The following is a 12,850-nucleotide window of genomic DNA, read 5'->3' on the forward strand; positions in this document are numbered from 1 at the left end:
CGGAAGTAGTTCTCAAGTCGGGCGAGGTTGTCGGGAGCCTTGCCCTTCTTCGGCTTGGGCTTCTGCTCCACCGGTGCTGGTGTGGCTGGCGGTGTGGCCTCACGCGCTGCCGCTTCGCGCCTCATGTCCTCGAGGGAGACCGCGAATTCCTTCCGTACAGCATCGGCGAGATCCTTGCCGCGCAGCACGATACGCTCGTTACCCCCGTCTTTCTCGAGCGTGATCGTGACTGAGGGTCCCTTACGGGTCTCAATCATGTAACGATTGCCGCCGGCACCGCCCTCGCCCCACCGCGTCTGGATCAGCTCGAGCAGAGCCTTGTTACTGACTTTGGCCTTGATCGCGTCAGAGATCGGCGTGTCACCGCCATTCACCTCGGCTATACGGCTCAGTGCGTCAGAGATCGCATCGGCTTCGCTGTTCCACACATCGGTCCAGGGGTACGCGCTCGGGTCAATCTCGCCACCCTTGGCACTCAGCACCGGCGGAGTGGTACGGCTACGCTCCAAGACCTCGAAGCGCTTACCACGCTGAACAACCTCATGGGTCTGCCCCATCTTGTTTTTCGCCACGTAGGCGTCTGCTTTGTCCTGCGACGCAAACCATTTCGGCGCGAACGGGTCTTTCGTCTTGCCGGATTTCAGCCAGGTCTTGAAGTCGCCAAGCGTGGTTTGGCTGATATCGCCGAGACCCTTCCAGTCGGCGGTGTAGTTTTCGAGATATGCCGCACGTGCCTGTGCCTCGTTGTCGAAGCCAGCCATTACCTTGTGCTCATCAAAACGACCCCGGGCTGGGTCTTTCTGGTCGACGACAAAGATCGGCGCGGAATCGTCCAGTGTCTCGGTACCGGGACGCACGAAGATATCGATGTGATCCTTGTCCCGGCCTTCGGTACCGCGAATGTAGCCGTAATGGCTCTTCATATCGACGGACCACGCCTTACCAGATCCGGACACGCCCTTGCGCTGCGATCCTGCGGGGTTCTCGACCGAGATATCTAAGCCGCCCAGCTTCAACCGGCCTACTTTGTAATTCCCAGCTTCCTTCTGTGCTGGTGTGGGCTCTGGCAGGTCATTGGTGGGCGACGTTGCGGCCTCGTTTGCTGCGGCTTCCGTCGTCGTCGGAGTTTCACCCGCCAACGTCGCGACATCTTCCGCTGCAGCGCGCTGCGCATCACGTACATCGAGCAGCTTCTTCTTGATGCCAGGCGTCATGTTGGCCCATGGCGTACGCTCTGGCCGTTTCACCCCAGCCTCAGCCAGAATGCGCTTGCGGTCTGGGTCTGTGAGATCAACCTCCCACCAGCTCGCGCCGTCGTCTGCGGCCTGTGGCTGTGCCTCACCCGCCTCTTTCGCCCTCGCCGCCTGCCGCTGCTTCAACAGCCGGTCATTCAGCGCATGCATCTTCACGGGCAACGTCGAGCGAGCATCCTTCGCTGCGCGTTCTGCACGGTACCGGTAATCATCTGCCATCGATGCGAGGTCGGAGACCTTCACGCCGAGTGCATCCGCAAGCCTCTTGCGCTCTGCAGGCAGCACGTTGTCCATGTCGACCTGTGACGTGCCGCCCAGCCGCTTTGCCATGATCTGCTCGCGGGCAAGGTCATAGAGCGCTGCGTGGTTGTCATCGGGGAGGACAACAGTCTTGCCGCCGATCTTGCGGCTGTTTGGGCCAGCATCGCCAATCTCGCGCTCGATGGGTGGATTGCGCTCGAGATCCTGTGCCTCGACCTGTGCCGCGGTAAGGCTGCTGACGTTTAACGCCGTCGTCGGCACCTGATACGGATTGCCCTTGTCATCGACTACAAGAGCCTCGTTGCCTTCGTTCTCATACCGCTCGATGCGCGCAGCGAACCTGCCTGCCTCTGGCGTATCGACAATGACACGCTGTCCGGGCTGTGGCCGCGTCGGGCGCATCTCGGTTGCTGGCTTGTCTTCGGAGCGTGGCGGAACCTCTGACGTGACCTGAGACGCCACTGGCGCCATCGGCTCGAGCGCAGGATCTGCAGACTGCTCTGGCATGCCATCGCTAGACCGCTCGGGGAAACGATAGTCCTCGATCGGTGGCGCGATCTGCGTGATGTTGGCGAGCGGCACCTGGTACACTTCGCCACTGCCGGAATCGACCACGACGGCCTCATCGCCCTCGTAGCTCTCAACCGTGCCCATGAACGGCTCGATGCCTTCGGCCTCGACACGCACCGTGGCTCTGGTGGCCGGCCTGCCATCGATCGGCGCACCGGCATCCGCCGCCGCTGCACGTTCGGAACCGCGCTGCTGACCATGATCTGCAGCACGGCGCAGCGGGCCCCGGTTGTCTGGTTCTGCCTCAGGGGCTTCGATATCCTGCGGCGCAGACTGCTCTGCACCTGCACCGCGACGAGGACGGGCCAAGCCGCCAGCACCGCCCATGCCGCCGCCCATCGCGCCGCCAACAGCCACACCAGATGCCAAGGATTCGCCGAGACCTTCTGTCAGCTCCTGATCCGGATTGACGCGGCGCATTGCTGCGTTCTCGGCGACGGTCTGGCCTACGCTCTGCGGGGCCTCTTCAAACAAGCCTTCCGCAATCGCGCCACGCGTCATGCCAGTGGCGACGCGACGGACCACGCCGCCCTCAACGCCTTCGGCAACAATCTTCGCCAGTGCACGGTCGCCCATGCCACCGAATGCGCCGGTGACGACACCTGCCGTAACGAGAGCCTGCATCTGCGCATCGCTGCTCACCGCTGCAATGGCGTCATCCTCGGACATGCCCTGCGAAACGAGCTGCTTGACCGCATCCGACTGCACCAATTGCTCACGCGGCATTTCCGCGATCTTCTGGCGCACCGAGTTTGCGGCGTCTGCACCGCCCAACAATCCCTCGGTGATGCCGCCTGCCAGTGTTGCAGCCTTTGCCGCTGCTGCTGCCGCGACCTCAGTCGTCGCGCCTTGCGCCAGTGTCGCAAGATATGCGCCCCGAGCAACCAAGCCGGCGGGTGCCATGCTGGCGATTGTCGACGGGCCGCTTTCAGCGATCGCACCGATGTAGCTGCGCGGATCGGTCCACGCATCGCCCAGCCTGCTGTTCTCTTCGTCCCACCACTTCTTGTCTCGAGCTGCTTCACCCTCTGGCGAAAGCGTGGCGTTCTGACGGTCAATGCTCTGCTGCAGGCGTTCATCGCTGCTGGTGCCGCCGCCGATCCACCTATCGATCCCGTCCAGCGCGTCGTTGATGAGCTTTCCACCTGGTACCCTGTTGAGCAGCAGGTTGCCGAGGTTGTCGAGCGACTGGCTCGAGCCACTGGCTCCGGCACCCCAGCGACGTACGATGTCGCCAGCCGTGCCGCTCGCGCGGTTCTCCTTGTCCCACTGCTCCTGCCACGCGCCAAGCTCGCTCTCCGAGATCTCGCGGTACCTGCCCGGTTCCTTTGCCTCGAGGCCGGTGAGCGTCTTCTCGACCGTGGCGTTGTTGGCCGTCACCTCAGCCTCAGCGGCCTTGCGCTCTGCATCGGCCTTGGCCTGTTCTTCCGTCAACCGGCGCGTCTCGGCCGCACTGACTGCATCCTGCTCGATGGGATTTGCGCCGCCGGAGTACAGGCCGAGAGGGTCGCTGGCCTTGAAACCAGCATCAGCGACGATGCCCTTCGCCTCACCTGCCGCCCCCGGGTTCGCTGCCACCTCCTGAAACCATGCCGGTGCGCTGCGCATATTCCGGTTGCTGCGGTCGTACATGAACCACGGCGTACCCTTGCCGGTCTGATCCTTCATGTCGACGTGCAGCATGTCCGGGCTGTCTTTGTAGGTGATGAACCTACGAGCACCACGCGCATACAGCTCTCTCACGAGCTGCTGCCGCTCTGGCTCGCTCATGCCTTTCATCGACACGTCCGACGCCTTGCCTGTAGAATGCTCACCCGGTCCGTTCGCCTTTGCCGCCTCGACGCGATGCTTGGGCGAGCGGTACCCGGAGTTGATCGTGAAGTCGCGCCCCATGGCCTTCGACGTCTCGGAGAGGATCGATGCGAACTGCGGGTCGATGTTCTCCTGTCCGGCATGCACGAAGTTCAGCTTGCCGCCGGTACCGCGTGGCGCGTCCTCTGGCTCACGCACCAACCGGGCCAGCCCTTTGCCGTTCGGGTTGGGCGCGCTGGACTTGCCCTCATCACCCTGCAGCAGATCCTTGAACTGCCCCTTCGGGCCATACAGGCCAAGTGGGTCTTGCTCTGGCACGAACGCCGTCGATGTTGACGGTTCCTTGCCCTGCTTTCCACTCTTGGAATTGTAATAGACGTGCTCGCCGATCTTCGTCGTCTGCGGCATCGACGATGCCCAATACGGATTGACCGACGTGGCATGGTAATGATCCGCGCCTCCGGTCGGATCTGGGCCGTCGCTGGTCAGCACGCTGCGGAGAATGCCCTCAGCTCGAGCACGCATCGCAGGATCGCGCATAGCCTCGACGGCCTTTGCGCCTGGCTGGGCGTAACCGGTGAACTGATCTGGCTCGCGCACCACATCACCAATGGACTTGCCACGGATATTCGATCGATTGCGGATGACATGCGCAACGCCAGCCATGCCGTCGTCACCCTCGCCTGCAGCTTCGGCGATAACGGTGTTTACCGTATCGTCCCAATCGCGCTGCGACATGCCTGCAGGCAGTGATGGTTTTGTATCGTTTTGAGGAGAAAGCCCGGGCGTTGTACCGCCGTACAGGTTGAGAGGATCATTCCACTCGGCATTGTCGCCGAGACCAAGGACGATGGGCATGCGTGGGCTCCTGATCGAGAGCCGCACTCATGCGCGGACGTGATGATCCGTTTATAGTTTGAACCGCATCGAATTGGAAGTTGGATTGAGTTTCTGCGGTTTTTTCAATGTGTTCAACACCTGTGGATTGCTTGGCCTCCCACGTCGACTTGCAAAGGCAAAGGTGCACAATCGAGTTCTTGGAATCGTTAGGAGAAATACCATGACAGATAAAATCCCGAACCAGCGCTGGGACGTCTACATCGCTAATCCAGACAGTGAAGATCAATTTCGCGGCAAGGCGGTTTTAGCAGATCCTGCGCGCCCTTTGCCTGATGAAGTCCTACGTAACTTCACCATAGATAAAGAGGACGAGCTGGTCATTATTACAGACCCGCTTATGCGCGACTATCAAATGGTTGCGGCTCACGGCTTTGTTCTATCTACGATTGAGTGACACGCGAAACGCTGCCACCCCTTTTATGGTGTGACAAAATTCCGCCCTCACCCACTCGCACTGTCCCTCGATGACCGAACCTTACCAACCCAAATACCGCTGGAAGCGCACCCAGATCGACGCTCAAGACCCGCCCACGGATTTCGACTGGACGGGTTACGACGGCGTCGAGGTTGTCGGCCGTGTACGCAAAGACATGCACGGTCCGACAAAAGGCAAATGGCAATGGGCTGGCTATTTTCCGTCTGGCTTCAAAGGCGCTCCGCCAACGCCGAATACCGGCTACGTCGAAACCGCTCGTCTGGCGATGCAGAAGTGTGAAGAGTATTGGGAGCGAGCGAACGAGGCGAACAGTAGATGAGCATCGACGTCCGCGTTAAGCGATGACAACTCTACGCTGGAATACAGATTGAATAGCGGAAGACAAGCGAACTGCTATCGGCTTTTCAATCCATTGTGCGATGACGAAGGCTACGGCGATTGAACCAGCAAATGCCAGCGCAATTGATGCCTCTGGAGACACCCCTGTCGGGTAGAGCCACAGCATAATCGCTCCGCCAACATGAAAATGGACCAAATACAGTGGGTATGTGATCCGCCCGAGAGCCATGACGAGTCCTCTAACAGGCGTTAAAACGCGAGAGATGTAACTGTTCCAGTAGATCGACCCGGCCATAGCAAACATCGCAAAAGCCCAAACAAGATAAGGGACCATTGGCCAGAGGTCGAAACCAAACCCTGGCTTTTCCCACACGAGTGATGTCTTGATTTGTACCCACGTCGGCAAGAGCGACACCACCATAACAGCAACATTCAACGCGCTCGCGCCTTTTGTTTTGAGCAGCCAGAACGCGACCCCTAGGGCAAAGTAGCAGCCATGCTGCAAAAGGAATAACTGAGTGAGACGCCCGGTGGTATCTTCATAAAATCCGCTTGTCACCGCCAGCCAATAAAACGCCGAAGCAAATGCGACAGCGAGGCATACCCACGCGATGCGATCAAAGCTACGGAAAATCAGTAGCGCCAACATTAAACCGTAAAACATTATCTCAATGGGCAGTGTCCAAATTTGACCAGCAATCCACGGCCCGAATGGGAAAAATGTGATGCTCTTCGCGTATAGATAAAGCGCCGAAGAGACAGGAAATGCCTGCCAGTAGAGCGTGATGGCTAAGCAGATTGTCGCGCTTATCCACATTACTGGCGCCAGTCTGGCTATACGTCCGACAATGAACTTAGAGGGCGCAGAATTCTCACTAGAAAACGCTATGACAAATCCGGAGATGACGAAGAATATTTGAACTCCGACCCACCCGAACCATGTCTCTTCCGACCACGACCACAAGATATCCGGGGCCCGTAATTCTTCGTGGAGATAGTATGTATCGAGAGACCAAGCTTTGTATCCGAGATGATACGCCATAACCATAATAGCGGCTATGAACCGAAGTACATCGATCCCGAGATATATTTCCCGATTACGCATTTCGCATCCCTTCCTAGCCCCTTAAGGAAGAGTTACCGCAACGCAATAAATATTGCCATGCAGCTCGAGGGATTTATTTCTACGATACGTAAGTTACCGAGGGATGAGCAATCATCACTTCATGCTGTGCCGGGGTTAGCCAAACTTTAATGACGAAGCCTGCCACCTTGTCAGTCGTATCGAGAGATACAGTCCCGCCATGCTTCTCGATCATGAAGGTTTTCCAACCAGGTACGTCTGTGTCATCGGGATCGTAAAACGGGATGATGCGATAGATGTATTCGTTCATGCTGCAAGCGCCTTTATGCTAACTGTGCCGAAGAGAGGGGTGATGGAGGCTCGGACTGTGTGTCCTGCCTTCGTCGCGGTCGACAACCGGCCTCCCAAAGAGATATTCGAGCCGATGAGCTCTGCACCGTTCCTCGTCAAGGAAACGGCGCCCCCAACCACTTTCATTTCGATCTCATCGCCAATGACTACTTCTTGTGGCGATGTTCCTAGAGATATGAACCCCTCTGTCGTTGTTACAACGTATAATTGCCAGAGGTTCCCGTTCCGACGAAGGCCTGCGTAATTGTCCCCGTCGATCATCCGCAGGCATAGAAAGAACGTCTGGGAATTTGCGATGGTCTGAATTGTGGTTTTGATAGAGTGGTTGGGTGACCCGGTTTCAACCATGTACGGCGTGTCGGGTGCTGCGCCCGCGACATGCTTTACGGTGCTAGCTCCGGTTGTTTGCGCCGATCGTCCACCCGCCCCTTTTATCCAAGAGCTGCGTGCCGAGAGATCGGCATTGTTTGCTCCGTCAGCGAAAGTATCGGTGAACGCAAACAGGGTGCCAGCACTCGGCGTAACGCTCTTCACATCGCTATCCGCCCCATTGCCTATCGCGTTTACAGCACGCACCTTAACGTTGACCGATGCACCGTTTGTCAGGCCGTTGATGTCGAAGGTGCCAGGGGACGATATGCCTGAGGCAGTCCAAGCCCCTGCGCCAACCTGGTATTGAATAGCCGTGATAGCTGACCCACCATCCGCTGGGAGCGCCGATATCGTAACTGTTGCTCTGCCACCGACCGCGGCATCGACCACAGACCATTGCCCCGCGCCGAAGGCCGCTGGTGCGGTTTGAGCGGGGGGGCTGTTCTCGCCCTGCTTCGCCTCACTCAGGGCAACGAGCCTACGAAGCGACTTCATGTTCCCCTTGAGCCGCATCCCCATTACGCAGCTACCCACACAAAGCGGTCGCCTGGCTTAACATACAGGTCGTGTGGAGCGTTCGCCGCCAACAGCACATGGCGCGGGCTCTGTCCCGCATTCGACACGTCCGGACCATGAGCGACGAAGATATCGACAGTGTTCGTAACCCTGAAAACGGGGACGAGACCTTGGATGTCGGATGCACGCTGCGTTGTGGGAACGTTGGAAGCCGGTTCGGCTGACCACTGAGGGTCTTTGAAGAGCGCCTGCTTGTCTTTGGCGTTACCGTCGCCACCTGCATAACCGCAGATCACATGCACTTGCGGGAGAGCCATTCGCGATATCCTTTTGCGAAGGGCACTCATGCGCCTGTTGATATGCGCAATATACCGGATTTTTGCCGCGTATCCAGCCCGGTACACGGTTGGAACCATTTGTGCGGCAACCAACAAGTTTCAGTGGACCGGGTGAAATTCACTGACATACTGCGGCAGCAGGCATTCGCACTTTTTCTTTTTTTAAATGGAAAGGTGCGTCATGAACCATACAACCGATTTTTTCATGTTCTCATTCCCAGGCTTCCACGGGCAGGCAGAAGGAACATTAGCAGTCTTGTGTATTACTGCTGTAGTGCTCGTTGCACTTTGGAGGATACCAAGGCAGTGAACTATTGTTCACTGCTTCACACCAGCGACACGGCGCAGATAAGCCGCGAATGCGAGCAGTGACGCGTAAAACTTGTTTTTCATGCTTCACCTCCGAATGCGGCGATGCGCTCGCGCAGAACCTTCGAATATTCTGCCATGATGGAAGACTGGCGATAAAGGCGCTCGCGTTCCTTCTGGTCCGCGACGATAGACACAAAGTCGTCACGGCCAATGAAGTCGCGCAGCTTGTCATGCTTTTCGTCCAGCGCGGACTTTTCATCAACAACCCGCTGCTGGTGCGGCAAAAGCGGCTCTGTCTTTTTGGGTTGGTCTTTCGCCCGCGGCCTGAACCGGTAATCAAATTGTGGAAGTCCCATGTATTTGATCCTCGTTAAAACTGATCAATTGTCTGACGGCGCGTCAACGCCGGCCGAGGCTCTTCGCCCTTGTGGATCTTGATCGGACCCATGGGTGTATCGAAACCAAGTCGCACTCGGCGCCCTGATTTCTCTTCGACATGGATGGTGCCCATGCCCTCTATCTTCACGGTGTCACCAATCTTGACGACAAGCCTCAGCATCGACGCTCCTACTCGGCCAGGTAACGTTCGCGCTTCTCCTCAGAGAGCTTCGCGAGTTCGATTTCGTATGCTTCGTGGTCCTTCGCGCCGAGGCGATCCAGCCAGCCGAATTCGCCGCCATCATCTGCGTCGTTGGCGTCGGCAGCGGGTACAGAGCCCAACGTCGGCACAACGTCGCGCGCCGGCGGCTTCTTGTTGTCATTCGGCTTCTGCTGTTCCTGCGGCTTAACGCCGTAAGCCTTGGACACCTGATCGGTGAGGTTCTTGTGCGCCTGCTTGAGTATTGCTGGGTTCAGAGGGTTCTGGGATTGCGCCTGCAACTTGCGCACCTCGGCATCCAGCATGGTGTAAAGGATCGACCCCTTCTCATACTGCTTGTGCTCGGCAAAGAACTCAGGAACGGTTACCTCCTTGTAGTGGTTGACGGCGTTCGTCTTACCGATGTTCGCCGCCATACGCTGCTCTTTGAGCTCTTCAAGCTGCGCGTCGATCTTGCGCGTCTCTGTCCGAAACTCTTTGAACGTAAGCTCACCGTCGTCAGCCTTTTCGGTCAGCTCGTCCTTTTTCTTCTCGAGAGCTTCAATCTGCTCCGGCACCTTCGGATCAAGCACCCAAGACGGAGCACGATCATCAGGGATGACGGCTGCAGCGGCAGCGGGCGTTTCGTCGGCAACAGGAGCGGCGGTGTCGTCCGCGGCGGCAGCGGCCGCAGCAGCAGCGGCATCGTCGGCCTTTGTGGTGTCTGGCTTACCAGCGTCATCATCATCGCCGTTGCCATCGTCGTCACCGTTCCCGGCGTCGGCGTTCGCCTCGTCGTCCTTCTTGCCAGCTGCATCATCAGCAGCCGCAGCGGCGGTATCGTCTCCGTCATCGCCCGCACCGTCGTCGCCATCTTCCAGACCTTCGTCAACGGTGTCTTCGTCGAGCAGGCCCTCAAGCTCCTCTTCGGTCAACATTTCCAACTCGGCTGCACTCAGCTTGGGTGCCATCGTCTCTACCTCTTATACGCCCAGGCCAATTGCCATTGGGTCTTGTTGCTGTTGGGCTTGCTGCTGTTGCTGCGCCGCCTGTGCCTGCTGGGCCGCTGCGGCGCGCATGGTCTCCTCTCCCTCGGTGCGGGAACGGAAACCGGATTCGTGAAGGATGACGTCGCCAACGTCGGCGAGACCCGGAGCCATGACGGCGATACCTGCAGCCTCGAGCGCCGCTTTCTGGCTGGTGACGTTGGAGGAGACGGTCTTTGCCTGAATGTCTGCGGCTTGGGCTTCGTTCTTCGTCGCTTCGGAAACAAGCTTGCGCAGTGTGGCCATGGCCGTCTCGATGGCGAGCTGCTGCTGCTGCGCGTTCATCTGCTGTTGCTGCTGCTCTTCCGGCGTTGGGCCTGTGTCTTCGGCGTCCGGATCTTTCATGCCTGTGATCTGACGAATACGGCGCACGATTTCGTCACGCTGCGGAATGTCCATGGCCTCAATGACGAGATCCATCATGGCGATGGCGAACTGCGGATTGACCGGTGCGATCTTGGCGATGAGATCGAGCAAGGATTCAACCTGCGCTTGGCGAACCGATGCGCGCCAATCCTTCTCGTCTATAACGAAATCCGCCTTGGTTCGAACGATGCTGTTCTCGGGCAGACCGTCGTTAACCGTGACGTATTCCGGCTTACCGCGCATGTTGGTGATGCGGAACTGCTTTTCCTCGGACATGAACTGCTCGATGTTCGCCAGCTCCTTCTCGCCCCGCGTCTGCTGGGCGTAGCGGTAATTGTCGAAGAGCTTTGCTGTGGCGAGTGCGCCCTGCTCCTGCCGCGCCTGAATGGCGATGCCGGAAACGGCGTTGGTGCTGCGGCCAAGGTTTTCGTCGGTGACGCCGCCGACCTGCTGCACCATCTGAATATTGCGCGACATCAGCTCGAGATGCCACTGGCTGAGTTCTCGGTCGGCGTTAAGCTCGAGTTTCTTGCCTGTGTTGACGACGATGATCGCGTCGGGGTTGGCGGCTTCTTCGCGCAACTCCTCAATATCGTCGACTGCACCGCTTTCCATAATGATCTTGTTCGACGACAAGATGTGTAGGGCTTTGGCGGCGCGCTTGTTGATGTCGCTCTGAATGTCGCGGATGTTGCGCACCAGGCCGTACGGCATGCCGTCGCGGTCGCGGCGCTTGTTCCAGATCGGCGTGAACGGGTACTTGTTGTGGCGGTACGGCGATGGCGAGAGCCATAGCATGCCGGACGTGGTGAACAACGCGACGTACATGCGCATCATCGGCTTCTTGACGACTTCGCCGTCGCCTTCGTTGATCGCGTCGAGGTGTCCCGGGGATGCATCGTCGAACAGTTCACCGGCAAAGGTGCCGCCAGATATTTTGTCCGTCGTTACCGGCATCTTGAACCACATCTCAATGATGCGAATGCGCCGACGCTGATATCCGGTTACACGATCTGAAATGTATACCCCGTCGCCCCTGCCCTGATTTTCCTGCTCCGGGCCGTCCATCGGTTCATCGCCATAGGCGTCAATCATGGCGAAGTTGTCGCTGTCATCGACGCTGCGCTCGAGCAACGCTTTGCGCTTGGGGAAAATGGCCTGCGCCACGTCGAGATCGATCCACTTGGTGCGGGCGACGTAACGGGCGTCGTTGATATCAAGCTCCGTCGCCGTGCTGTCCCACAGCATGTTCCGCCACGATTCGTAGCGGGTGAAGAGCGGTTCGCCCTCATCGTCGCCCTGATAGCCATCCTCGATCCAGCCGAGACCGACTTTGGCGGCATCTTCAAAGGCGCGGCTGACGTGGAACTGTGTCTTGTTGACGTCGGAGAGGTATTTCAGCAGCTCTGTCTTGCGCTGCGCAGGCTTGCTGTCCTCCTTGCGTCGGGGCAGCACGTTGAAATCGGTGCGGGCGCGCTTCTCGGTACCAATGACCCAATCCACGGTGGTTGCCGTGACGTTGAACACGAGCGGCACCTGGCCGCGCTCCTGCAGCGTTGCTGCCTGCTCCTCGGTCCACTGGATGTTGTCGTAGAAATCGGCGTCGACTGCCATATCGCGGCGGTTTGGGTTCTGGCGGTCCAGCTCCCGGGTGTAAAAGTTCAGAAGGCGATGATGGAGCTGAACATTGCGGTTGTTGTCGAGCGTGTTCCCGCGCTGAGGTCGCTGCAGCGCGGGGGTGTCGGCGGGGATCGGCGATTCATATCGCTTCTTTCTGACAGAACCGTCATCCGCGGCGAGATCGAACATTCTATTCCCTTAGTTCAGCTTCGATGGTGCGACCGGTGTTGGTGTCGCGCATTGTGATCTCGGCCACGGTCTGCTGATCGGGGTTCTGGTATGGGCGAATAGACAGAAGGTCGCCGAGATGGTCCTGAATGAACATCGCGAGGCGGATAACGGTGCGCTTGTCGTGGGACGCTAGACCGAGCGTGTCGGCGAATTGGTGAGCTGTAAACGCAGCTTGAGCAGGGTCGCCGACTTTCTCATCCCAGATCCATGCCTTGTCAATCGTGACAACGCAGGGCACCAGTCTGTCGTCATATTCCCTGTCCGCTGGAATAAGTACCATACACTGCCGGAAACGATCTCCCTGACGCAGCCAAGTGCCGATAGCTATAATCCCGCCTCTGGTTCGTGTCCAGACGCGCTTGTTCAAGTCGAGATCAGGGGTCATGAAATGCCTCATGGGGTTAGATCGTCATAGGATCGCGAGAGCGGCGGCGGCTTCGCGACGATGAGGAGGAGGACGTGGCGT

At 58.5% G+C, this 12,850-nt stretch carries 11 protein-coding genes and 2 pseudogenes; 2 read left to right on the forward strand and 11 right to left on the reverse strand.

All coding sequences use genetic code 11. From position 1 onward, the window contains the following. Positions 1-545 precede the first annotated feature (545 nt). Both FY156_06115 and FY156_06120 read right to left on the reverse strand, forming a co-directional pair. A pseudogene (locus FY156_06115) lies at positions 546-2,423 on the reverse strand (hypothetical protein). A gap of 1,827 nt (positions 2,424-4,250) precedes the next feature. Next, positions 4,251-4,769, reverse strand: a pseudogene (locus FY156_06120) (cell wall hydrolase). 187 nt (positions 4,770-4,956) lie between these two features. Between FY156_06120 and FY156_06125 the strand changes: the two are divergent. Beyond that, the gene (locus tag FY156_06125) at positions 4,957-5,190 is read left to right on the forward strand and encodes a hypothetical protein (protein ID UXS01098.1); all 234 of its coding nucleotides are present in this window, start codon (positions 4,957-4,959) and stop codon (positions 5,188-5,190) included. Positions 5,191-5,260: 70 nt separating this feature from the next. Next, positions 5,261-5,551 carry a hypothetical protein gene (locus FY156_06130; protein UXS01099.1) on the forward strand — a complete coding sequence of 97 codons (291 nt, stop codon included), beginning with the start codon at positions 5,261-5,263 and terminating at the stop codon, positions 5,549-5,551. 15 nt (positions 5,552-5,566) lie between these two features. On the opposite strand, the gene FY156_06135 is transcribed toward FY156_06130, so the two are convergent. The 9 genes from FY156_06135 to FY156_06175 form a co-directional block, all read right to left on the reverse strand. After that, positions 5,567-6,676 carry an acyltransferase gene (locus tag FY156_06135; GenBank protein ID UXS01100.1) on the reverse strand — a complete coding sequence of 370 codons (1,110 nt, stop codon included), beginning with the start codon at positions 6,674-6,676 and terminating at the stop codon, positions 5,567-5,569. A gap of 79 nt (positions 6,677-6,755) precedes the next feature. After that, on the reverse strand, positions 6,756-6,965 hold the full coding sequence (locus FY156_06140) for a hypothetical protein (protein ID UXS01101.1): 210 nt from the start codon (positions 6,963-6,965) through the stop codon (positions 6,756-6,758). Next, positions 6,962-7,897: a fibronectin type III domain-containing protein gene (locus tag FY156_06145; protein ID UXS01102.1), complete on the reverse strand. Its 936-nt coding sequence runs from the start codon at positions 7,895-7,897 to the stop codon at positions 6,962-6,964. Before FY156_06145 ends, FY156_06140 begins: the two co-directional genes overlap by 4 nt. Further along, a complete protein-coding gene (locus FY156_06150) occupies positions 7,897-8,211 on the reverse strand; it encodes a hypothetical protein (protein UXS01103.1) in 315 nt (104 codons plus the stop codon). The genes FY156_06145 and FY156_06150 overlap by 1 nt, the downstream gene beginning before the upstream one ends. 410 nt (positions 8,212-8,621) lie before the next feature. After that, positions 8,622-8,900: a hypothetical protein gene (locus tag FY156_06155; protein UXS01104.1), complete on the reverse strand. Its 279-nt coding sequence runs from the start codon at positions 8,898-8,900 to the stop codon at positions 8,622-8,624. A 14-nt stretch (positions 8,901-8,914) separates the two neighbouring features. Further along, positions 8,915-9,103 (reverse strand): hypothetical protein, encoded by a 189-nt coding sequence (locus FY156_06160; protein UXS01105.1) that lies wholly within the window; start codon positions 9,101-9,103, stop codon positions 8,915-8,917. A gap of 8 nt (positions 9,104-9,111) precedes the next feature. After that, the gene (locus tag FY156_06165; GenBank protein ID UXS01106.1) at positions 9,112-10,092 is read right to left on the reverse strand and encodes a hypothetical protein; all 981 of its coding nucleotides are present in this window, start codon (positions 10,090-10,092) and stop codon (positions 9,112-9,114) included. A 12-nt stretch (positions 10,093-10,104) separates the two neighbouring features. After that, the gene (locus FY156_06170) at positions 10,105-12,342 is read right to left on the reverse strand and encodes a hypothetical protein (GenBank protein UXS01107.1); all 2,238 of its coding nucleotides are present in this window, start codon (positions 12,340-12,342) and stop codon (positions 10,105-10,107) included. Position 12,343: 1 nt separating this feature from the next. Beyond that, positions 12,344-12,769, reverse strand: a complete 426-nt coding sequence (locus tag FY156_06175) for a hypothetical protein (GenBank protein ID UXS01108.1) — start codon at positions 12,767-12,769, stop codon at positions 12,344-12,346. Between the last annotated feature and the right edge of the window lie 81 nt (positions 12,770-12,850).

The organism is Agrobacterium tumefaciens (assembly GCA_025559845.1).
GTDB lineage: Bacteria > Pseudomonadota > Alphaproteobacteria > Rhizobiales > Rhizobiaceae > Agrobacterium.

What these genes read in the sequence shown, in the direction of transcription:
- FY156_06125 (UXS01098.1), top strand. Translation starts at nt 4,957, where the DNA reads ATGACAGATAAAATCCCGAACCAGCGCTGGGACGTCTACATCGCTAAT.
- FY156_06130 (UXS01099.1), top strand. Translation starts at nt 5,261, where the DNA reads ATGACCGAACCTTACCAACCCAAATACCGCTGGAAGCGCACCCAGATC.
- FY156_06135 (UXS01100.1), bottom strand. Translation starts at nt 6,676, where the DNA reads ATGCGTAATCGGGAAATATATCTCGGGATCGATGTACTTCGGTTCATA.
- FY156_06140 (UXS01101.1), bottom strand. Translation starts at nt 6,965, where the DNA reads ATGAACGAATACATCTATCGCATCATCCCGTTTTACGATCCCGATGAC.
- FY156_06145 (UXS01102.1), bottom strand. Translation starts at nt 7,897, where the DNA reads ATGGGGATGCGGCTCAAGGGGAACATGAAGTCGCTTCGTAGGCTCGTT.
- FY156_06150 (UXS01103.1), bottom strand. Translation starts at nt 8,211, where the DNA reads ATGGCTCTCCCGCAAGTGCATGTGATCTGCGGTTATGCAGGTGGCGAC.
- FY156_06155 (UXS01104.1), bottom strand. Translation starts at nt 8,900, where the DNA reads ATGGGACTTCCACAATTTGATTACCGGTTCAGGCCGCGGGCGAAAGAC.
- FY156_06160 (UXS01105.1), bottom strand. Translation starts at nt 9,103, where the DNA reads ATGCTGAGGCTTGTCGTCAAGATTGGTGACACCGTGAAGATAGAGGGC.
- FY156_06165 (UXS01106.1), bottom strand. Translation starts at nt 10,092, where the DNA reads ATGGCACCCAAGCTGAGTGCAGCCGAGTTGGAAATGTTGACCGAAGAG.
- FY156_06170 (UXS01107.1), bottom strand. Translation starts at nt 12,342, where the DNA reads ATGTTCGATCTCGCCGCGGATGACGGTTCTGTCAGAAAGAAGCGATAT.
- FY156_06175 (UXS01108.1), bottom strand. Translation starts at nt 12,769, where the DNA reads ATGACCCCTGATCTCGACTTGAACAAGCGCGTCTGGACACGAACCAGA.